General features: G+C 55.4%; 19 protein-coding genes. 6 read left to right on the plus strand and 13 right to left on the minus strand.

The window, feature by feature from the left end; all coding sequences use genetic code 11:
- On the minus strand, positions 1-576 hold the full coding sequence (locus ADG72_RS02635; RefSeq protein ID WP_009409112.1) for a DUF2017 family protein: 576 nt from the start codon (positions 574-576) through the stop codon (positions 1-3).
- The gene (locus ADG72_RS02640; RefSeq protein ID WP_009409111.1) at positions 573-863 is read right to left on the minus strand and encodes an ATP-dependent Clp protease adaptor ClpS; all 291 of its coding nucleotides are present in this window, start codon (positions 861-863) and stop codon (positions 573-575) included. The genes ADG72_RS02635 and ADG72_RS02640 overlap by 4 nt, the downstream gene beginning before the upstream one ends.
- Positions 864-950: 87 nt before the next feature.
- On the opposite strand from ADG72_RS02640, the gene ADG72_RS02645 reads away from it, so the two are divergent.
- A complete protein-coding gene (locus ADG72_RS02645) occupies positions 951-2282 on the plus strand; it encodes a nicotinate phosphoribosyltransferase (protein ID WP_048711999.1) in 1332 nt (443 codons plus the stop codon).
- Between the two features lie 99 nt (positions 2283-2381).
- Here ADG72_RS02645 and ADG72_RS02650 read toward each other — a convergent pair whose 3' ends face one another.
- From ADG72_RS02650 to glyA, 10 genes are all read right to left on the minus strand, one after another.
- Entirely contained in the window at positions 2382-4169 is a 1788-nt protein-coding gene (locus ADG72_RS02650; RefSeq protein WP_048712091.1) for a DEAD/DEAH box helicase, read from the minus strand.
- Between the two features lie 8 nt (positions 4170-4177).
- Positions 4178-4513 carry a DUF3039 domain-containing protein gene (locus tag ADG72_RS02655; protein WP_019126270.1) on the minus strand — a complete coding sequence of 112 codons (336 nt, stop codon included), beginning with the start codon at positions 4511-4513 and terminating at the stop codon, positions 4178-4180.
- 62 nt (positions 4514-4575) lie between these two features.
- Complete coding sequence (gene nagB / locus ADG72_RS02660) at positions 4576-5349, minus strand: glucosamine-6-phosphate deaminase (RefSeq protein WP_048712001.1); 774 nt, start codon at positions 5347-5349, stop codon at positions 4576-4578.
- A 270-nt stretch (positions 5350-5619) separates the two neighbouring features.
- A complete protein-coding gene (locus tag ADG72_RS02665) occupies positions 5620-5901 on the minus strand; it encodes an HU family DNA-binding protein (protein ID WP_009409106.1) in 282 nt (93 codons plus the stop codon).
- A gap of 379 nt (positions 5902-6280) precedes the next feature.
- A complete protein-coding gene (locus tag ADG72_RS02670; RefSeq protein WP_048712002.1) occupies positions 6281-7690 on the minus strand; it encodes an amino acid permease in 1410 nt (469 codons plus the stop codon).
- 410 nt (positions 7691-8100) lie between these two features.
- Entirely contained in the window at positions 8101-9678 is a 1578-nt protein-coding gene (locus tag ADG72_RS02675) for a YfcC family protein (RefSeq protein ID WP_048712004.1), read from the minus strand.
- Positions 9679-9782: 104 nt separating this feature from the next.
- Positions 9783-10721, minus strand: a complete 939-nt coding sequence (gene arcC / locus ADG72_RS02680) for a carbamate kinase (RefSeq protein ID WP_009409099.1) — start codon at positions 10719-10721, stop codon at positions 9783-9785.
- 7 nt (positions 10722-10728) lie between these two features.
- Positions 10729-11724, minus strand: coding sequence for an ornithine carbamoyltransferase (gene argF, locus ADG72_RS02685; protein WP_048712005.1), 996 nt, complete (start codon positions 11722-11724; stop codon positions 10729-10731).
- Positions 11725-12181: 457 nt separating this feature from the next.
- Complete coding sequence (locus ADG72_RS02690; RefSeq protein WP_048712006.1) at positions 12182-13084, minus strand: bifunctional methylenetetrahydrofolate dehydrogenase/methenyltetrahydrofolate cyclohydrolase; 903 nt, start codon at positions 13082-13084, stop codon at positions 12182-12184.
- The gene (gene glyA, locus ADG72_RS02695) at positions 13081-14370 is read right to left on the minus strand and encodes a serine hydroxymethyltransferase (protein WP_048712008.1); all 1290 of its coding nucleotides are present in this window, start codon (positions 14368-14370) and stop codon (positions 13081-13083) included. The genes ADG72_RS02690 and glyA overlap by 4 nt, the downstream gene beginning before the upstream one ends.
- 222 nt (positions 14371-14592) lie before the next feature.
- Here glyA and ADG72_RS02700 point away from each other — a divergent pair, with 222 nt between their 5' ends.
- The 4 genes from ADG72_RS02700 to ADG72_RS02715 are packed head-to-tail and all read left to right on the plus strand — an operon-like array spanning position 14593 to position 18249.
- Positions 14593-15762 (plus strand): metal ABC transporter solute-binding protein, Zn/Mn family, encoded by a 1170-nt coding sequence (locus ADG72_RS02700; protein ID WP_053090546.1) that lies wholly within the window; start codon positions 14593-14595, stop codon positions 15760-15762.
- Between the two features lie 6 nt (positions 15763-15768).
- Complete coding sequence (locus tag ADG72_RS02705; protein ID WP_107070832.1) at positions 15769-16521, plus strand: metal ABC transporter ATP-binding protein; 753 nt, start codon at positions 15769-15771, stop codon at positions 16519-16521.
- Positions 16490-17362: a metal ABC transporter permease gene (locus tag ADG72_RS02710; protein WP_239667636.1), complete on the plus strand. Its 873-nt coding sequence runs from the start codon at positions 16490-16492 to the stop codon at positions 17360-17362. Before ADG72_RS02705 ends, ADG72_RS02710 begins: the two co-directional genes overlap by 32 nt.
- Entirely contained in the window at positions 17356-18249 is an 894-nt protein-coding gene (locus ADG72_RS02715; RefSeq protein WP_048712012.1) for a metal ABC transporter permease, read from the plus strand. The genes ADG72_RS02710 and ADG72_RS02715 overlap by 7 nt, the downstream gene beginning before the upstream one ends.
- Positions 18250-18361: 112 nt before the next feature.
- Here ADG72_RS02715 and ADG72_RS02720 read toward each other — a convergent pair whose 3' ends face one another.
- The gene (locus ADG72_RS02720; protein ID WP_019126283.1) at positions 18362-19351 is read right to left on the minus strand and encodes a malate dehydrogenase; all 990 of its coding nucleotides are present in this window, start codon (positions 19349-19351) and stop codon (positions 18362-18364) included.
- Between the two features lie 229 nt (positions 19352-19580).
- On the opposite strand from ADG72_RS02720, the gene ADG72_RS02725 reads away from it, so the two are divergent.
- Entirely contained in the window at positions 19581-21455 is a 1875-nt protein-coding gene (locus ADG72_RS02725; protein WP_048712014.1) for a chloride channel protein, read from the plus strand.

Consider the following 21455-nt stretch of genomic DNA (forward strand, 5'->3'; position numbering starts at 1 on the left):
CTAACTCGCTTCACCCTGGAGATGCACAGATTTGAGCAGTGACTCTTGCCACCATGTGATCAGTAGGTAGATCGCGGCAGCGCTTTGCTCACGTGTCCCCTCGGGTTTTTCCTGAGCGATTGTCTCGATCCGAATCACGTCAGAATCGTTATGAATGCCCAGTTCTCCAGCCAAAGCAAGGCGCATATCGGTGAGTGCGCCAAGCCAATTCCACGTCGATTCTTCGTCCAGAACAAGGTAGTTTGTTCCGTCAACCAGCACATCGTTGAGTTGGTTACACACGGTACGAAGTCGCTGAGATTTTTGTGAACGCAGCGTGTCCTCGGTTAGCGCACGCAAGCGTGCCGCTTCCTGGGGATCCGTGCTCATCGGGGGAAGAAGGAAATCCAGAGCAGGATCGATTGCTGCTGCACGTTCACTCTCAAGTCCGGTTGCAGCGGAAAGGAACATAGGGAAATCCCCAGGGTCGTCTAAGACCACAAGGATTTCGTGGATGAGCTGCTGGATCAGAAGGTTGTAGTCCCTTCCGATCGGTGCGCTAATCCCCCGTCGTGAGACGGTAAAGGGGCCGATCACGTGACACGCTCCAATGTTGATTGCACTCCGTAATCGTGGAGTGTTTGTAGGTCTGCTTCGACGCGTTCACGTAGCCCAGTGGCGATGATGGCCTGTCCATCACTGTGCACTTGCAAAGTCAGTGCTTCGCACGTAGGACGCGGGTAACCGAAGTGCCGGTGAAGGACCTCGGCGATGTAGTCCAATGAGTTAATCGGGTCATCCCAGACAATGAGGTTCCACCTCGGCACCGACGCTTTTACGGTCCCGACATTGGGATTTTTCGCCGTCACAGGAACGCCCGACATACCTTAAGCCTACGCATGAAATGCCCTCCTGTCTGCATTTTTGGCATTTCTTGCACATATTTCCACGAAGGCGATTAAATTTGAGATATGCCTGCATCATTTGAAACGTCGCTTCTGACGGATATGTATGAATTGACCATGCTCGACGCTGCCATGAAGTCGGGTACCGCGAATCGACACTGCGTCTTCGAGCTCTTTGGTCGACGTCTTCCCGCTACCCGCCGCTACGGCGTCGTTGCAGGGACGGGCCGGGTTCTCGAGGCCTTGGACCGCTTTGAGTTCTCCCCTGAGCAAATCCAGTGGTTGGCCGAAAAGAAGGTTGTCTCTGATACAGCTCTGGAGTATTTGTCGTCCTTCCGTTTCCGCGGGAATATTTCAGGCTATGCCGAAGGCGAGTGCTATTTCCCGGGTTCTCCCCTGCTCACCGTTGAAGGCACTTTCGCCGAGTGCACCCTTCTGGAAACACTTCTTTTGTCGATCTACAACTACGATTGCGCAGTCGCCTCTGCTGCTTCCCGTATGACAATTGCCGCGCACGGACGCCCCTGCCTGGACATGGGTGCACGCCGAGGCCACGAGCGCGCAGCTGTCTCTGCAGCACGCGCCTCGGTTATCGGCGGCTTCGCAGGCACTTCAGATCTCGAGGCCGGCAAGCGCTACGGAATCCCGGTGATCGGTACTGCTGCCCACGCATTCACTCTGCTTCACGACAGTGAGCGCCAGGCATTCGATGCTCAGATCGCTTCCCTTGGCCCGAATACAACTCTTCTGGTTGATACATACAACGTCACCGAGGGCGTTAAGACCGCCGTCGAGGCCGCACGTGCCGCAGGCGGAGAATTGGGCGCTGTGCGTTTGGACAGCGGCGACCTCGTCGCTCAGGCTTTTACGGTTCGTGGACAACTGGATGCGCTCGGTGCGACCTCCACGAAGATCACCGTGACTTCCGATCTTGATGAGTATGCCATTGCAGCTTTGGGAGCCGCTCCTGTCGATTCTTACGGTGTTGGCACACGTCTGATTACCGGTTCCGGCGTCCCCACCGCAGCCCTGGTATACAAGCTCGTATCCCGCGAGGACTCCGACGGAAATATGGTGGGTGTTGCGAAGAAGTCTGCTTCGAAGAACACCGTTGCCGGCAAGAAGTACGCGGGTCGCCTTTACGACGAGGATGGCTACGCAAGCGAAGAAATCCTTTTCACCGGAAGCGGTGAAGAGGCTGCTGCTTTCTTCGAGGAAAATGGCGCCCGCCCCCTTCAAGTTCCGCTGATCGTTGATGGAGAAATCCAAAGCGAAGCGTGGAGCTCTCAGGCGCTGTCCGAGGCTCAGGCTCATCACCTGCGCTCACGTAATGAGCTTCCTTACCAAGCATGGCGTTTGTCGGAAGGCGAACCTGCAATTCCAACGCGTTACATCTGAGGACTCAACATTATTGATGGTTGTGGGGCTGCGGTGAAAAGATTCACCGCAGCCCCACAACCATCTATCGTTCTCAGTTAATCAGCCTCGAATAAATGCCTACCCGCGACCGACAAACCACTCACGCAAAAGAGCAATACGGGCCTCGATCTGCTCCGTCGTTGCTTGAGCAACTTCTGGTCCACCAGCCCTGCGTCGCAGTTCTGCGTGAATAGTTGCGTGAGGCTGCCCCGAACGCCTAGACCACGAGGACACCAAGCGAGAAAGTTCCTTGCGCTTAGCTGCTCGCAGTCGGTGTGCCGGGATATTGGCATTTTCTTCGCGTGCCCGCCGCGCACTCGCTTCACGTCGCTGAGTCGCCAGCTGTTCTTCTTGGCGTGCTCGAAGCAGAGTAGTCACTTGCTCAGGTTCTAGGAGGCCCGGAATTCCCAAATACTCTTGTTCCTCGACGGAGCCGACATCGGCCTCGGTCCCCCATGCAGCACCATCAAAAAGCACGGAATCAAATTGCGCATCCGCACCCAAAGCCTCGAATTGATTGAGAAGATCGCTCGAGGCGCTCTCGCTCTTATTCGCCTGAGCAACCATGGCGTCTTCGGGATTCCACATGTCTCCCTCTTTCGAGGGAGGACGGTTCAGTGCGTGGTCACGCTGAACTTCCATCTCCCCAGCCAAATTCAGCAAGGGGAGAACGGAAGGAATGAAAACCGTCGCAGTTTCGCCTCGGCGCCTGGCGCGCACGAAACGCCCAACCGCCTGCGCAAAGAAAAGAGAAGTCGAGGCATTGGTTGCATATACCCCAACACTCAGGCGCGGAACGTCCACGCCTTCGGAGACCATGCGCACAGCGACCATCCATTTATCGGTCGATTGACGGAATTCGTCGATGCGCTCAGATGCGTCAGCGTCATCGGAGAGAACAACCGTTGGACGCTGCCCCGTAATTGTTCGTAGCTGGCGCGCGTATGCACGGGCTTTATCCTGATCAGCCGCAATCACCAAACCGCCGGCATCTGGAACCTGGCGCCTGACTTCCTCCAAGCGTTGATCGGCAGCTTGCAGCACTGCACTGATCCACTCCCCCTTCGGGTCGAGTGCGGTTCGCCAAGCTTGCTTCATGAGGTCTTTAGTAAGGGGCTCACCCAAACGCGCAGTGTAAATATCGCCCGCATTCGTTCGCCACGACATCTGCCCCGAATAGGACATGAAGAGGACCGGTCGGACAACGAAGTCGCGCAGAGCATCGCCGTAACCGTAGGTGAAGTCGGCTTTGGAGCGCTTGATTCCCTCTTTGTCTTCTTCGTAGCGCACAAAAGGAATCGCAGAAGTGTCGGAGCGGAAAGGAGTACCGGTCAGCGCAAGGCGACGCGTGGCCTCGTCAAAGGCGTCACGAACACCATCACCCCAGGAGAGCGCATCACCCGCGTGGTGAATCTCGTCAAGAATCACCAAGGTGCGGTGAAGGCGCGTCCGGGCGGCGTGAACCATGGGATTGGATGCAACCTGTGCGTAGGTGACAGCGACCCCATCAAAGTGCGAACCCGCCATGCCTTGAGAGTTCGAGAACGCGGGATCGATGTGGATTCCAACGCGCCCAGCGGCCTCTGCCCACTGGCTTTTGAGGTGTTCGGTAGGGCAAACGACCGTAACTTTTTCAACAATGCCGGCCCCCATGAGTTCGACGGCAATACGCAGGGCAAAGGTTGTTTTACCCGCGCCGGGGGTAGCAACCGCAAGAAAGTCTTGTGGTGAAGCCGCCATGTATTGTTCCAGGGCTGCAGCCTGCCACGCACGCAGACTTCCAGCTGTTCCCCAGGGGGCTCGGCGTGGGAAAGCAGGAGGAAGAGAAGTGGCTGCGGAAGAAGATGCGTGCGATGGCCCCTGCACAGTGGGACTCACTCCGCGGAACCTCCCTGGCCGCTTCCATCAGAAAATGGCCAATTCCTGCCGTTCTTACCCATGGAATCACGCAATTCTTTGCAGGTCGGGCAGACGGGGTATTTCGAGGCATCTCGAGTGGGGATCCAGACTTTACCGCACAGCGCAACTACCGGCTGGCCGGTAATCATTGAGGAGTCGGCCTTATCGCGGCGGACAAAGTGCGCGAAGCGATCGCCATCTCCTGGGCTCTTCTCTTGTTCAACCTCGGTGCGCTCAAGCAAGCCTGTCGACGACTGGGTTTGCGGGCCTTGAGGCGCGGAAGGTCCCTGGGGTTCATCAAGAAAAGACATGTCCCCTATTGTAGGACGCGGCCGCTTCCGATGTTGATCAGAAACGGCCGCGAACACGGGAATTACGCTTGATGCTTAGCCCACACCTCGCGGTAGAAATCCGCGAGTTCCAAGCCCTGGGCTGCAGGCTCATCCAGCAGAACAATGGCATTGGGATGCATCTGCAAAATGGTGGCGGGCCAACGGGCGGAAATCGCACCCTCGACCAGCTGACGGACAGCCTCGGCCTTTCCCGCGCCGGTTGCAATCAGCAGGGCTTCTCCGGATTCCATGATGGTTCCCAAACCCTGAGTGATGCAGTGGGTAGGAACCTTCGTAATATCACCATCGAAGAAACGAGCGTTATCGCGACGAGTCTGTTCGGTAAGAACATCGACGTGAGTACGCGAGGCAAAGGATCCGCCGGGCTCATTGAAGCCGATGTGTCCGTCTGCGCCGATTCCAAGAATCTGGAGGTCAATGCCGCCGGCATCGCGAATCGCCTTGTCGTAGTTTGCTGCAGCCTGGTCATTGTCGCCGGTCCAGACGTTGGGGCCGTGCGCGGCACCCTTGGGGAAATCAACGCGATCAACGAGGAAACGGTGAATGAAGTTCGCATAGCCCTCGGGGTGGTCTTCGGGCAGGCCAACGTATTCGTCAAGATTAAAAGACTGAGTGTTCGCGAAAGAAATTTCGCCGGCCTCGTAACGCTTGGTCAGCTCATCGTACAGGGGCAGCGGAGTCGAGCCCGTCGCAAGACCAAGTACTGCAGAAGGCTTGCGCTCCAGAAGACTTTGAATGCGATCGGCTGCGACGACGGCAATATCTTCGGGCGTGGGCAAGATGGCAATCCGCATTGGAACTCCTCATTGATGTTGGGATCGCGAGGCGCGGACAGAGCTGTGGCCGCAAGAGTATGGGGTTTCGAGGCCAAGCAACGAACACGCCTGTGTGTACAGTTTGTGCACCTTCAGCTTACACCCAGCTCTGTTGCCAAGCGAGCTATCTCAGCTCCCGCGCTCAGATGCGTGTGTGCCCCGGTCGGGGGACCGGGGCACACACGAGAGTGAAAATATCGATGCATTAAACGCATCGAAGTTTCAGTGTTTTTCAGCGCAAGGCTGAGTTCACTTGGCGACAGCCTTCTTCAGGGTGGAGCCAGCGGAGAGCTTGACGCCGAAGCCTGCGGGGATCTTGATCTCTTCGCCGGTGCGGGGGTTGCGGCCGGTGCGTGCTGCACGCTCGACGCGCTCGACGGAGAGCAGGCCGGTCACCTTGACGGTCTCACCCTTGGACAGGGACTCGACCAGGACATCCTGGAACGCAGCAAGGGCGGCGTCAGCGTGGACCTTCGAGATGTTGGCGCGCTCGGCGATCTTGGCAACAAGTTCAGTGCGGTTGACGGACATTGAAAAACCTCATTCTTGTCGGTTATGGATGCCACTTCGGTGGCTTCAGGGAACAGATTAAGGAATAAAAGGCACTTTTGTCAGTTTTTCCGCGACTTTTAAGGGCGTGTCTTAATTTTTTGGACTTTTTTAGCGATTTTTTGTGTCGAGCAACACAGGATTGATCTTCTTGCACCTCAGAAACTAGTCGTTCGCGACTCTGTGACTGTTAATCAAAAAGGCCTTCATCCTCGCCTTTGAGACAGCACCATGCACAAAAGACAAACGACACAAATAAGTGCAGAGCAGCGAGTGCCGAGGCCTCGAAAATCCATGTGGCTTTCAGGCCTCGGCACTGTCTTGCATCTGCTAAGCACCAGCTCTCGCTACGGAAGGGAAATTATTCACTGGCCTCTTGGAAGGAGACTCCCCGAACATCAAGTTCAGCGAGCGGAGTCATGCGATCTTTTTTCACAAGGTGGTAGCCCAACCAGACTCCAAGGAATAAAGGAACCCCAATATAGGAGGAAACGGCGTCCCATACGTTTCCAGCGAGAACGGCCTCGTAATTCTGCCCGACAAGAACAATCAAGCACATGACGAATGCAAGAATGGGACTGAAGGGGAAGAAAGGCGCACGATAAGGTAAGTCGTCAAGTTTGTAGCCCTGAAGTAGGTACGCGCGACGGAAGCGAACGTGGCAGGCGCAAATCCCCAACCACATGAAAATACCTGAAACACCAACAATGCTGACAAGCCAACTGTAGGCAGTCCCCTCTCCGACTAGTGCGGTACAGAAACCGAGTGCTGAAACCACAATCGTCGCAAGCATCGCATTCCTCGGGACGCCCTTCTTCGTTACATGGCAGAACATCCTCGGAGCATGGCCATTTACTGCAAGCGCATGCAGCATCCTCGATGAGGCATACAAGCCTGAATTTCCTGCTGAAAGGATAGAGGTAAGGATCACTGCGTTCATAACAGCTGCTGCTGCAGCAATACCTAGGCGATCAAACACCAAGGTAAATGGCGAATAGGCGATGTCCGATTCGGTATTTCTCAACAGATTTGGATCGGTGAATGGAATAAGGGTTCCAATAATTGCGATCGCGCCGATATAGAAGAACATAATCCGCCAAAACACCGACTTAATCGCACGTGGAACATCTCGACGAGGATTCCCTGATTCCGCAGCAGCAACTCCAACAAGTTCAGTGCCTTGGAAGGAAAAGCTCGCGATCATAAATACTGAAACCATGGGGAGAATTCCTCCATGGAAGGGCGCATCACCAATCCGCCAGTTTGCGAGTCCAGGCGAGCCATGTCCCAGTACACCCGCAATCATTGCAATTCCTGCGATAAGAAAAATAATGATCGTGACGACTTTAATGGCTGCTAGCCAGTACTCTGCCTCACCATAGATACGTGCACTCAAAGCATTGAGGAGCGTCAAGAGTAGCAAGAATCCTGCGGCCCACGCCCAGCCAGGCACATCCGGAAACCAATAGGACATCACAATACCCGCGGCTACAAGATCCGCTGATACCGTCACTGTCCAGTTAAACCAAGAGTTCCACCCCATTGCGAAGCCGAACGAGGGACTAATAAAACGAGATGCATAAGTTTGATAGTTGCCCACAACAGGCATATGAGCACTCATCTCACTGAGTGACTGCATAACAAGTAAAACCATGATGCCTACGGCAGCGTAGGCAACCAGAGCACCACCTGGACCAGCAGTTGATACAGTCGCTCCAGATGCGACGAACAAGCCAGTTCCGATCGCACCTCCAATCGCGATCATCTGCATATGTCTCCGATTTAACCCGCGCGCTAAATCGGTACGTTCATGGTCAGGGGCCGAATCGGAAACAGGTAAATGTTGAGTCTCAGACGTGCTGAGTGTTGAACAAGAACGCGATTCGTTCATCATCGAATTCCTCAGAATTATCGTGGCTCATATCTAATGGCTCACGAGAGCAATCGAATTGACCTTTGGTGAAAGAGGGACGTACTTCGTGCCGCGCATCTTCATTGAAGCGCAGCATTGCTATAGAAAGGACTCGGGGCCTGTGTCGTCGCAACACCGAACACAGACCCCGAGCCTTCTTCTTTCTCCTTTTCCCCCAAAGTCGAGGGAGGTACCCATTGCTTACGACCGCACAACCGGGAAAATTACCGGGTTGTATCGGGTTGAGCGTCGGGTATCTGCTCAGTCTCTCAGGCGGTCAAAACCTGAGCGACAAGCATGAGGCCACCGAAGCCGAGGACGAAAGCAACCATTGGCCAGACGAACTTAAGCCAGTGAGAGTACTTCATATCGAGCATCTGCAGCGTTGCCATAACCAAGCCGGTCGGAGCGAGGAAGAGCATCGCGTACTGACCCCACTGGTAAGCACAAACGATGATCCAACGAGGCATACCAACGGTATCGGCCAAAGGAGCGAAAATTGGCATCGAGAGAACGGCAAGGCCCGAAGAGGACGGGACGATAAATCCAAGGAAGAAGAAGATCACGAGCATCGCCAAGATGAACAGCGGGCCGCTCATACCTTCAACCATATTCGAGGAGTAGTACAGCAGGGTATCGGAGATCTTGCCTTGCTCCATGACGTAGTTGATACCACGAGCAAGACCAATGATCAGGGAGACGCCCACCAAGCTCGACGAACCTTCGGTGAATGCATCAACCAGAGCCTTTTCGTTCAGACGGCTCTTACCGAAGAGCGAAAGGAGCATGATGACAATCGTGATTGCAAGGAAGGATGCGGCCATGGTCGGGAACCACCAGCCCTGGCTCATAACACCCCACACCATGATCGGGAATGCTGCAACGAAGAGGATAAGGATGAGCTTCTTCTGCCAGTTAAATTCGAAGCCCTCATTGGTGCTCTTCAGGGCCCACTGAGCGTTGAACGCTTCGTGGTCTTCCCAAGTGTAGGATGCTGCAGGATTAGCCTTAATCTTCTTTGCGTACCACCACAAGTAGCCAATGACGACTGCAGCGCCGACGACGCATCCAGCAACACGCCAAGCCAAGCCTTCAGTGAAGACAATGCCAGCAGCATTAGACGCGATAACCACCGAGAAGGGATTGATGGTCGAGAAGGTTGTTCCCATCGAGCCCGCTAGGAAGATGGCACCGACACAGATGATCGAGTCATATCCTAGCGCTAAGAAGACTGGAACAAGGATCGGATAGAACGCCACCGCCTCTTCTTCAAGGCCGCAGCTTGTTCCACCGAGGACCATCAGGAGTGAGACCATGAAGACGAGCGCGAACTCGCGTCCCTTCGTCTTCTTTGTTAGTGCTAGAAGGCCGGCCTCAAAGGCGCCAGTTGCATTGACGACACCGATCAGACCACCAAGAACAAGGATAAAGACGATGATGTCGGCAGCTTCAACTGTACCGGTCACCATACTTTGGGTGATATCTGCAATTCCTTGGGGAGTCGAATCGAGACGCTGGTAGGTTCCGGGGATCGAAATTGGCTTCTTCAGCGATCCACCGGTGAACTTTTCAATGCCGATCTTAACGTTGAGCTTATCGAGTTGTTCCTGTGTTGCGGGAAGACTCTCAACTTCACCTTGAGGAGAGGTGACCTGAAGCATCTGGCTCGAAGAATCGAATGCCAGCTTCGAGTAAGAACCTGCTGGGACCATCCATGTTGCCGCAACAGCGATCACAGTAAGAATGAAGAGGATGGTGAATGCAGTAGGCACATGTAGTTTAAAACGCCGCTTTGGCGCTTCTGCTTGCGGAGTAGCTTGCGAATCCGCAACTGCTGTTGATGTCATTACAGACTCCAATGTCCTTTACAACGCTGTAGGTATAAAAATGTGCAACGCGTTGCTGCCTCCACTCATATTTCATCAAGTGGAGGCAGCAACACGCGTGAGCACTACTCCGCGAGAATGCGAGTACCCGTTTCACCTGCAAGCGCTTCCTTTGCGCGCTTGAGTGAGGTGATCAGGGCGCTCTTTCCAGCGCTGCCTTCAACAAATCCCATGCAGGCTTCAACCTTCGGGAGCATTGAACCAGGCGCAAACTGGCCTTCATCGATGTAACGATGGCAATCTGCGAGCGTCATCGTCGCCAGATTCTCTTGATCCGGCTTGTTGAAGTTAATTGCAACCTGATCAACTGCGGTCAGTACAACCAGAAGATCAGCATTAACTTCCTGTGCCAGCAGCGCTGCCGATCGATCCTTATCGATCACTGCAGGAACACCACTGAACCCTTCATCGGTCGACACAACCGGGATACCGCCGCCACCAACGGCAACAACGATATGACCAGCATCGATCAATGACTTAACAACGGGAATCTCCACGATCCGAGTCGGCAGCGGGGAAGCAACCACCCAACGCCATCCGCGGCCGGCATCCTCAACGTAAGTGTTACCCGTCTCTTCCATCAGAGCCTTGGCCTCTTCTTCGGTGAAGAAGGCGCCCACGGGCTTTGAAGGCTTAGAGAACGCAGGGTCATCTGCGTTAACCTCAGTCTGCGTCACGACTGAAGCGCAGTGGCGGTCGATAGAACGAACAGCAAGTTCATTATCAATCGCCTGCTGGAGATGGTAACCAATGTAGCCCTGCGACATAGCGCCACACTCCGGGAACGGAATGCTGGGAGTGCCGCCAACCTTGGTTGCCGAGTTATCAGTTGCAACCTTGATCATTCCGACCTGGGGACCGTTACCATGCGTAACGATCACGTCATTGCCAAGCTCAACGAGATCAACAATGGTCCGAGCGGTCTCCTTGATCAGTTCAAGTTGCTCAGCGGGGGTATTGCCAAGGGCATTACCACCAAGTGCAATTACAAGTCGTTGTCCCACAACAACCTCACTTCAAGGTTGCGTACATCACGGCCTTGATGGTGTGCATGCGGTTTTCCGCCTCATCAAAGACACGGGACTTCGAGGACTCAAACACTGCATCCTCAACTTCCATCTCGGTGACACCGAAACGTTCGGCGATATCTGCGCCGATTGTGGTCTTGGTGTCGTGGAAAGAGGGCAGGCAGTGCATGAAGATCGACTCGGAGTCGGTCAGGGCCATAAGCTTCTCGGTCACGCGGTAGGGGCTGAGCTCCTTGATGCGCTTCTCCCACAGCTCCGCCGGCTCACCCATGGAAACCCAGATGTCGGTGTAAACCACGTGAGCACCAGTGCATGCCTCAACCGGGTCATCGGTCAGCGTGATGCTTGCACCGGTCTCCTCGGCGATCTCACGGCACTGTGCAACAAGCTCGTCAGCGGGCATAAGGTCCTTCGGGCCACATGCAACGAAGTGCAGACCGAGCTTCGAGCAAACAACCATCAGCGAGTTAGCAACGTTGTTACGAGCATCGCCCATGAACACGAACTTCAGGCCCTTGATTCCCTGGGGGAAGTTCTCCTGAACGGTGAGCATGTCGGCAATCATCTGAGTCGGGTGGAACTCGGTGGTCAGACCGTTCCACACGGGAACGCCTGCGTTCGCAGCAAGATCCTCAACGATCTCCTGAGCGAAACCACGGTACTCAATACCGTCGTACATGCGGCCGAGGACACGTGCGGTGTCTTCGATGGATTCCTTCTTGCCCATCTGAGAGCTGCCCGGATCCAGGTAGGTGACGCCCATACCAAGGTCCATACCGGCAACCTCGAATGCGCAACGAGTACGCGTGGAGGTCTTCTCAAACAGCAGAACAATGTTCTTGCCTTCGAGGTAGCGGTGGGGCGTCCCAGTAAGCTTCAGTGCCTTGAACTGGCTCGAGAGATCGATGAGGTAGCGAACTTCATCAGAAGTAAAATCGAGAAGCTTGAGGAAATGACGTCCACTCAAGTTAACTGGCATGACTTGTCCTTCCTGACAATTCATAGAAAACACCGGCAACCACCTTGGTACCGGATAACAGGTTGTAACCCTGCTCACAGGAAAGCTACACGTATACCCTGAAAAATGCAAGGGTCAAAACAAATAGTTAGAGGCCGTTAAGTAAACTCTTTTTCAAACTACAGCCAAGACTTCTTCTAAAGAATCTCACCCACCTTAAGCTTCGAGACAAGCAGTGGCGCGATTACAGGTAACAGAAAAACTTGAACTAAATTTCAGAACTGGTAGATTTTCGCTTGAAACCAAGTCTTTGAGAAAAAGAGCAAACAAAGCCGCCGCAGAATTCGCAGAACATTAAGCCAACTTAGCTCAAGTTTAATGACAGACTGAAAGGAAAATAGTCAAGCTTCCACAAAGCTAGGCTTTAATAAAAGCAATAATGAAAGCTTGACTATTTGTATCTATTCAGATGAAAATTTCACGCGTTTGTGCCGCGCTCCGCAGCCTCGACGACGTTCATCAGCAAAAGTGCGCGCGTCATTGGCCCCACTCCCCCAGGATTCGGCGAGAGCCAGCCTGCGACGCGGTCAACACCGTCTGCAATGTCACCCATCAGACGCGCCTTCCCACTTTCCGGATCGACGACGCGAGAAACACCCACATCCAGCACAACTGCTCCAGGATGGACCATATCCGCAGTAATTAAGCCCGCATAGCCCGTAGCGGCAACAACGACATCTGCCGCCCGCGTATGCACTGCCAGATCCCGTGTTCCGGTATGACAGATTGTCACCGTCGCATTGATGTCTTTACGCGTGAGAAGCAGGCCAATTGAACGACCGACAGTAACTCCACGTCCAACAACGCACACATTGGCACCATTAAGATCGATCCCATTGCGCTGAATTAACTCAATGACAGCACGCGGCGTACACGGCAGAGGAGAGGTAATAGCTTCACTCCCCCGCAGCACCAATCGGCCGAGATTTGTCGGGTGAAGACCATCGGCGTCCTTGTCAGGATCCACAGTCTCGAGGACACGGTTCGTATCTACTCCACGCGGCAGAGGAAGCTGAACGATGAACCCCGTACAGGCAGGATCTGCATTCAGACCAGCCACGGCCTCGAGAATCTGATCCTCACTGGCGCGAGCAGGAAGATCCACGCGAATCGATTCAATTCCTACCTCAGCACAGTCGCGATGCTTTCCAGCAACATAGGCAACGGACCCTGGATCCTCGCCAACCAAGATCGTTCCAAGCCCTGGAACCACTCCGCGAGCGCGCAAAACTTCAACCCTTGCACGAAGTTCATCTTTGATCTGAGCCGCGCACGCTATGCCATCCAGAACGCGAGCATCGCCTTCCCACGGAGCCCTCATTGATTCAGCCCCGCATAGAGAGGATGGGCATCCGTCAGAGCGCGTACTCGCGCACGCAGAGGCTCAACTTCCACCTGTCCACTGGCCCCTTGAATAAGAGCCGTAGCAATAATGTCACCGACCTCTTCGAAATCAGCAACGCTAAACCCACGCGTCGCAAGTGCGGGAGTTCCAACACGAAGGCCCGAAGTCACCCTAGGCGGGCGAGGATCGAAAGGCACGGCATTGCGATTGACCGTAATACCAACCTCATGGAGAAGGTCCTCAGCTTGCTGTCCATTCAGCGAAGAGTTCACTAGATCAACCAGAACGAGGTGCACATCGGTACCACCCGTCACCAAGCGAATCCCCGCGGCCTGAGCATCGGGAGCTAATAGACGCTGCGCAATGGCCTGAGCGCCGTCCAAGGTACGCTGCTGCCGATCGCGGAATTCCTCGGTCTGAGCAACCTTCATCGCAATGGCTTTCGCGGCAACAACATGCATCAACGGACCACCCTGCTGGCCGGGGAAGACCGCGCTATCAAGCTTCTTGCCCCACTGCTCCCCCCGCGAGGACAGGATCATTCCCGAACGCGGACCACCCAAAGTCTTATGGACAGTCGTGGTCACAATATCTGCGTGAGGAACCGGTGAGGGATGCAAACCAGCGGCAACTAAGCCCGCGAAGTGGGCCATATCAACCCACAACACAGCTCCGACCTCGTCGGCAATTTCACGGAATGCTGCAAAGTCCAGGTGACGCGGGTAAGCCGACCATCCCGCAATCAAGACTCGCGGGCGCTCGCGCAGTGCAGCCTCGCGAACTTTTTCGGGTTCAATACGCATCGTCTGAGGATCGACCTCATAGCCAACTGCATGATAGTTCTTGCCCGAAAAGTTCAGGCGCATACCGTGAGTGAGGTGACCTCCGTGCGCCAGGGACAGGCCCAGAAGAGTATCACCAACGTTTGCCATTGCCATGAGTGCTGCAGCATTTGCCTGGGCACCTGAGTGAGGCTGAACGTTGACATAGTCCGCGCCTTGGAAGACTTCCTTTGCGCGTGAAATCGCCAGAGATTCCGCAACATCAACGAACTCGCATCCGCCGTAGTAGCGACGGCCCGGATAACCCTCCGCGTACTTGTTTGTGAGGACGGAGCCTTGCGCCTCAAGCACCGCTCGTGGAACGAAGTTTTCCGAGGCAATCATTTCCAGCGTGTGCTGCTGGCGTTCCAATTCGCTATCCAAAACCGCCTGGATTTCGGGATCGAGCTGGCGCAGTGGGAGGTCATTGAGCGTATCCATTGCGAGTCCTTGCAAAGTCGTGAGCCGGGTCATCCCCGAATTTTGCCTTTACTTTACCCCACGACGAGGCCACTTCCGAGGTTTCGTCCAAAATCGTCCGTTTTGTGGGAACTAAGGCCTAGCTAAATTCACTTAGTTACGATAACCTTTCTCAAAGTTCGGCTATGCGAACTTCTTGGCAAAGAAAGCCATAAATAACACCCCAATGAAGAGGAACTTCAAATGTCCGCCGTTCACTCGCGTTCATTCCTTGCCGCCACAGCAGCCTGCCTACTGGGTGCGACCTCGATCGCCTCGTGCTCAACTGCAGCTTCACAGTCGGGCTCCACCTCACTCTCCCTCGTCGCAAGCACCACCCAGATCTGCGACTATGTCACCCAGATTGCGCAGCAGCCCTCGGCACAAAACTCCATCTCGCTCGATAAAACTGATGCCACGGGAACGCAATCCCATATTGGGGCCCCCGCCGAGCAAGCCAGCGCAAAAGTTCAGCTCACGTGTCTACTTGCCCCCAACGCCTCGGCACACGAGCACGAAATGACTCCCCAGCAACTGCAAGCACTTGCGTCGGCGAAAGTCCTGCTCGTCTCGGGCGTCGACCTCGAGCATTTCCTGGATCAGGCCGTGAGCGCCTCTGGGTTCAAGGGAACGATGGGAGTGACCTCGGGAATTCTCACTGCCGCCGACCTCAAGGATCCCCAGGGTCAGGAACAGCGCGACAAGCAATTCCCCTACTCAGTTTCCCGGGGCAGTCATACAGTCGAGGCGGCACCCTGGCCTTTCCCGCCAGAAGAAGGAGAGAGCGAGCCGGAGTTCGCCTACGATCCTCACGTCTGGACCTCTCCAGCGAACGCAGCCCTGCAGGTCCGCAACATCGGTGAATTCCTCTCAGCAGCTGACCCGGATCACGCCGAGGCATACAGCACGGCAACCGAAGAGTACGCAAAGCGTATCGACTCCCTCGATGCGTGGGCGAAGGACAGCTTTAACAGCGTTCCTGCCGATAAGCGCGTCCTCTTTAGCTCCCACGATGCCTTCGGATATTTGTCGAAACGCTACGGCATTCGTTTCATCGGTGCAGCACTTTCTGATTTCAATGAACAACAGGATGCAACCGCTGAGCACATCGCGCAGGCAAGCGAGGAAGTGAAGAAATCTGGAGCGAGCGCAATTTTCGCAGAGAACTCCAATAACTCGAAGTCAATTGAAACGATTGCACGCGCCGCGGGAGTCAAAGCCATCATCGGCGACGACGCGCTCTATGGAGATTCCCTTGGACCCGTGGGCAGTGAAGGCGAAACCTACATCGGCTCGATCATCCATAACGTCACAACCATGACAAAAGCCTGGGACGGAACGATCGCACCTCTACCTTCAGAACTCAAGCGTTAAGCGAGCATGATGAACGCAGACGCTCATATGTTTTCGGAGCCTAACGAGGGCTGCGATGCTGGCAACACTGTCTTCTCAGCCAAAAATGCCAGCATCGGATACTCCCAGACACCGGTCCTGACGGGAATCACCCTCTCGCTCAGCCCCGGACATGCCCTCGCTTTGATCGGTCCAAATGGATCGGGAAAGACAACGCTCATGCGAGCGCTCTTGGGAAGTGCTCAAGTCATATCTGGAGAAGTGAGCTGCCCGCTGGATTTCCTCGGCTACGTCCCACAAAACAGTGATATCGACTTGAGTTTCCCAATCAACGTTCGTCAGGTCGTCGAAATGGGAATGTACCCGAAGACAAAGCTTCTCCGTCCACTCAGTCGTGAACAGAAAGAAGCGGTCAGTGCAGCGTTAGAACAGATTGGCTTAGTCGAGCGTGCCCGCGAGCGCTTTGGGACCCTTTCCGGCGGCCAACGCCAGCGCGTTCTAGTCGCGCGTGCCTTGGTCGCCAAGCCTCGCTTGGTGTTGCTTGACGAACCTTTCAACGGTTTGGATGAGCCCAACCGCGAAGCTCTTCTCTCGCTCATTAACCAAGCAAAAGCTCAGGGAACCGCGTTCATGATTTCAACCCATGACTATCGGGTCGCAACCGAAGTGTGCGATGAGAGCCTCATCGTGGCTGGACGCCAAGTTGCCTACGGGCCAACCTCCCAGGTTTTCCGTCCGGAAATCATCAATGAAGCTTTCGGCGGGATTAACAATGTTTAACGCGATCGTAAGCGCTCCGCCCCTGTGGTTCTCTCCCTTTTTCCTCCGCCCGCTGCTCTTCCTTGTTCTCTTCGGAATTGCAGCGGGCGCGGTTGGAACCCTGGTCAATCTGCGCAACTGGCAATTCGGTGCCGAGGCATCGGTTCACTCGATCTTCCCCGGGATTGTCGTCGGCGCGGTTTTCGGCGGTATCGATTGGATCCCCGCAGGCGGGGGAATCTGCGCGATATTCGTTGCTGCCGCATTAACCTGGGCGATGCGCCACCGCGCGCACGAGGCCGCTGCGGCAGTCGTCCTGACTTCCTTCTTCGCGCTCGGCGTCATCATTTCCCTCAAAAAGGGCGATATGTCGGGCCAAATGGAGGCGTTGATGTTTGGCCGCCTTCTGGAAGTTACGCCCCAGCGCATGGCGATTTCCCTCATCTTTTGCCTTTTTGCCTGCGTCCTAGTCGTTCTTTCGTGGCGCGCTCAGCTCATGTGCGCCTTTGACAGTGCGGGAGCACTCGCCGCGCGAGTACCCACGACGCTGTGCGATGTCTGCCTCAACGCCGCGATGTGCGCAATCGTCGTCGCGGGGGCCTCGGCAATCGGTGTTCTTTTGGTCGTGGGGTACCTCATTGTCCCCGCACTCGCCGCGCGTCTCCTCTCCTCATCGCCGAGGCAGATGCTGGCCTATTCGGTACTTCTTTCCTGCGCGGGTGGGGCGCTGGGGATAGCAACTCTCCTGGTTCACCTTTCCAGGCCTACTTCACCCCAAGCCTCGGTTGCTCTGACCCAAGTGGCTCTATGCGCACTCATCGTCGGACTGCACAGAGCACGAAAGAAAGTTCGGACATGTTAGCGATCCTTCTCCTTCCTCTGTTAGAACTGGCGCTGCTAGGAATTCTCTCCGGAATTGTTGGGACAATGACTGTCCTGCGCGGCCGCGTGTTCTTTGCTGAGTCAATCACGCACGGAGCCTTTCCGGGCGCGGTGATCGGTGTCGTGTGCGCATCCGTTTTCACCAAGGATCACAGCATTCTTGCGCTGTGTGTATTCTTGGGCGCTCTTGGATTATGTTTGCCTCTTTCAGCGTTGATGAGCGCCCTGGCACGAATCCCAGGAGTCTCGGGCGGTGCCGCCGCCGGGGTCGTCTTGACCTTCAGTTTTGCCCTGGGCTATTTCCTCTCAAAGTGGTTTGCACCCTTGCCCCTGCAGATTTCGAGCTTCCTTACGGGGTCAATCATGACCGTTACTCCGGTGGATATTGTGCTTGCGGGCATCGCAATGATCTGCGCGCTATGCGTTCTTGCCCTGCGCGGACGCCACATTCTCCTCTTGTCTTTCGACGCACAGGGGTACCGAGCCGCCTTTCGTTCCTCCCCCAGCGCCTTTGCGCTAACCGACGCGCTTATCTCGGCTCTTATCACGGTTTGTGTCATCGTTATGATTCCCGCGGTCGGTACCCTACTCCCCTTGGCGTTACTTATTGCGCCAAGTGCCGGTTTGATGCGTTTTATTGCCCGACCCGGAGTCTTAATGGTCGCTTCAGTGTTCGCTGCTCTTGGGATCTCGGCCTGCGGTTTCGGGATTTCTCTTGTTGCCGAGCTGTCCTCGGGTGGGTGCATTGCCTTGACTTCAGGACTTTTCTTCTGCGGGTGCGTGGCTTGGGAGGCTCTGGCCTCGAGGCCAAAAGCCGGCTCAACCCCAGCGCGGCGGCGCGTTATGCGCCAGAGAAATGAGGCATGAAAGCAACGCGTAAGTAGATAAAAGGGGCGCCGCAATGCGGCGCCCCTCAAGCCGTTAGACCAAGAAAGTCAGGCGAACCGACTCTTGATCAAACCGTACGTTTCGGCGAGATTCACTTAATGAAGCCGAGCTCCTTGACGGTGTTGTATTCGTCCTGGAGAGCAGCAATGTTGTGATCGATGCCAGCGCGAGTTGCCTCAGAAACCTCGAGGCCCTCGACAACCTTCCACTCGCCACCATCGGAGGTGACAGGGAAGCCGAAGCACAGGCCTGCGGGAACACCGTAGTGCTGGCCATCGGACATGATTGCAGCGGTGGTGAACTCTCCGGCGGGGGTTCCCAGTACCCAATCGTGCATGTGATCGATTGCGGCATTTGCGGCAGATGCAGCAGAGGATGCACCGCGTGCCTCAATGATCGCCGCACCGCGCTTGGCAACGGTCGGGCGGAAGTAATCTGCAAGCCAGGCCTCGTCAACAAGCTCGGTTGCTGCCTTGCCTGCAACAGTTGCGTAGGAGACGTCGGGGTACTGATCTGCGGAGTGGTTGCCCCACACGACCAAGTTCTTCACGTCGGCAACAGCTGCACCGGTCTTGTGTGCCAGCTGCGAGATTGCACGGTTGTGATCCAGACGCATCATTGCGGTGAAGCGCGATGCGGGAACGTCACCGGCTGCGTGAGCTGCGATGGTTGCGTTGGTGTTTGCGGGGTTGCCAACAACCAGAACGCGCACGTCTTCAGCAGCGCCGTCATTGATGGCCTTGCCCTGAGGGCCGAAGATACCGGCGTTGGCCTCGAGGAGGTCAGCACGCTCCATGCCAGCACGGCGCGGCATTGCGCCAACCAAGAAGGCAGCGTTAGTGCCCTGGAAGGCAGCCTTTGGATCATCGTAGATATCCACTCCTGCGAGCAGCGGGAATGCACAGTCATCAAGCTCCATTGCGGTACCTTCAGCGGCCTTCACGCCCTGGGGGATCTCCAGCAGGTTGAGCTTAACGGGAGTATCCGGACCGAATACGGCTCCCGAAGCGATGCGGAAAAGAAGGGCGTAACCGATGTTTCCGGCTGCACCGGTGACGGTGACAATACGAGGTTCTGCCATTGTGGGCACTCCTTCAGTTATTTCGTGCGGCAATCCTTCGCCGCAACGACCTGATGATCGTTACTCCTCAAGCCTATTGCCTCGAAGGACTAATTCGCGGTGTCAGCAGTCCCAAGTACGACAGGAATCCAGCATTTCTCCCTATGATCTCCATCACAGGCATTCTTTTAGTGATTCACAAACACCCAAGTCCCACTCAGCTGCAGGTCAGCAGACCTACTATATCTAGGTGAGCGATCCTCAGACTTCAGCCTCAGACACTTTTGCTTCGCACATCGGCCGCATGTGCACCGCGCATAGAAGCGCGCTCGCTATTGCCGCAGCAATTGTTGGCACAATTGCCGGATCGGCAGCAGTCCTTTTCAATCTCATGATTGGCGCGTGGACCTGGGTCAGTACCGGTTACTGGGACTACACGCAGCACATCGGCCAGGCACACGGACGCCTTGGCATTCCGGCTTGGATATTCCTCCTGATTGCTCCCGTAATCTCGGCTTTCATTTACGGACCGCTCATCTCACGTTTCGCCCCTTCTGCAAAGGGACACGGGATTCCCGAGGTCATGCTGGCCGTCCAGCAAAAAGGAGGCTACATCCCCGCAAAAGTCGCGGTCGTCAAGCTAGTTGCCTCTGCCCTGACCATCGGAGGCGGCGGTTCTGCAGGGCGAGAGGGCCCCATCGTCCAGATCGGCGCATCTTTGGGATCATCTTTTGCCTCACTCCTGCATCTTCCCAAGGAACGAGTGATCCTTTTAGCAGCCTGCGGCAGCGGGGCCGGAATCGCAGCGACTTTCCATGCTCCCCTAGCCGGCGCATTCTTTGCATTGGAAGTGATCCTCACCCAATTCACTGCCGAGGCCTTTGGCTACGTTGTCATTTCCTCTGTCCTTGCGTCATTGGTTACACGGGCCGCCGTTGGAGATCACCCCCTCATTGATTTAGGTGAGTCTTTCCCCTTGCAGTCACTTCCCGATATCGGGTGGGTCGCCATCCTCGGTGTCATCGCGGGACTTGTCGGACTCGCTTTCTCAAAGTTCCTTTATCTCAGTGAGGACTGGATTGACGCCCTTTGGGCGCATATCCCTCTCCCCAACTGGTGCCGTGCAGGTGTCTTGAGCATCGCTCTAGGAGCCGCACTGATCGCTTTTCCCTACATGTACGGTTCGGGCTACCCCATCGAAATTTCCGCGATTTTTAGCTCTTACTCGGTACCTTTCCTCGCACTTCTATTAGTTGGAAGAATTCTCTATACCTCCTACACCATCGGTATCGGCGGATCAGGAGGAGTTTTTGCCCCAACACTCTTTATGGGAGCAATGACGGGGATGATCTTCGGCGAACTCGTCTCCCCCTGGGCAGTTTCTCAAAGCGCGATCTTTGGTGTGATCGGAATGGGAGCAGCTTTTGCTGGAGCAGCACGCGCACCAATGACTGCGGTTCTCATCATCGTCGAGATGACAGGTCAATACTCTTTGGTTTTACCAATGATGCTGGCTGTCATCATTGCCACCTTCACTTCGCGGCTTTTCACCCGTTCAACGATCTACACAGAGAAGCTTCGCCGCCGAGGTGACGTCCTCCACGAACCCGTCGACGACACCCTGCTTGGCCGCCGAAGCGCGCGTCAACTCATGACAAAGCCAAACCGAGTATTAACTGAGGACATGACGCTTCTACAGGCGCAGGAGCATTTCCAAGCAGCATCTGTCCCGTCTCTCCCTGTCATCGCCGCGACGGATCGCTATCGTGATCAGCCCCGTTACTTGGGGATGCTCACTGCAAACGAACTTGGTTCTTTCCTTTCACGAGGGCTTCCGCCACACACACAAATCTCTTCTCTTGCTCTAGACACATCTTGTTCACTCCCCCTGTCAGCTCGTCCCTCTCTGGTCCTTTCTCGAATGAGCGAAAACGATAATCCGTGGGCGCTCGCGGTCGTGGACGAAGATCCCACCACACCTCACCTCTTGGGATGGATCACTCAGCAAAGCCTCGTGAAGGAAATTGCTACGCAACAAAAGCGCGCCATCGCAGCAGGGCAGAAGACATCATGGGGATCTCGTTGGAAAGAACACCATTCTCACGCTTCTGGCCACGTAGACTGA

The organism is Trueperella pyogenes (assembly GCF_001070855.1).
Classification (GTDB): domain Bacteria; phylum Actinomycetota; class Actinomycetes; order Actinomycetales; family Actinomycetaceae; genus Pauljensenia; species Pauljensenia pyogenes_A.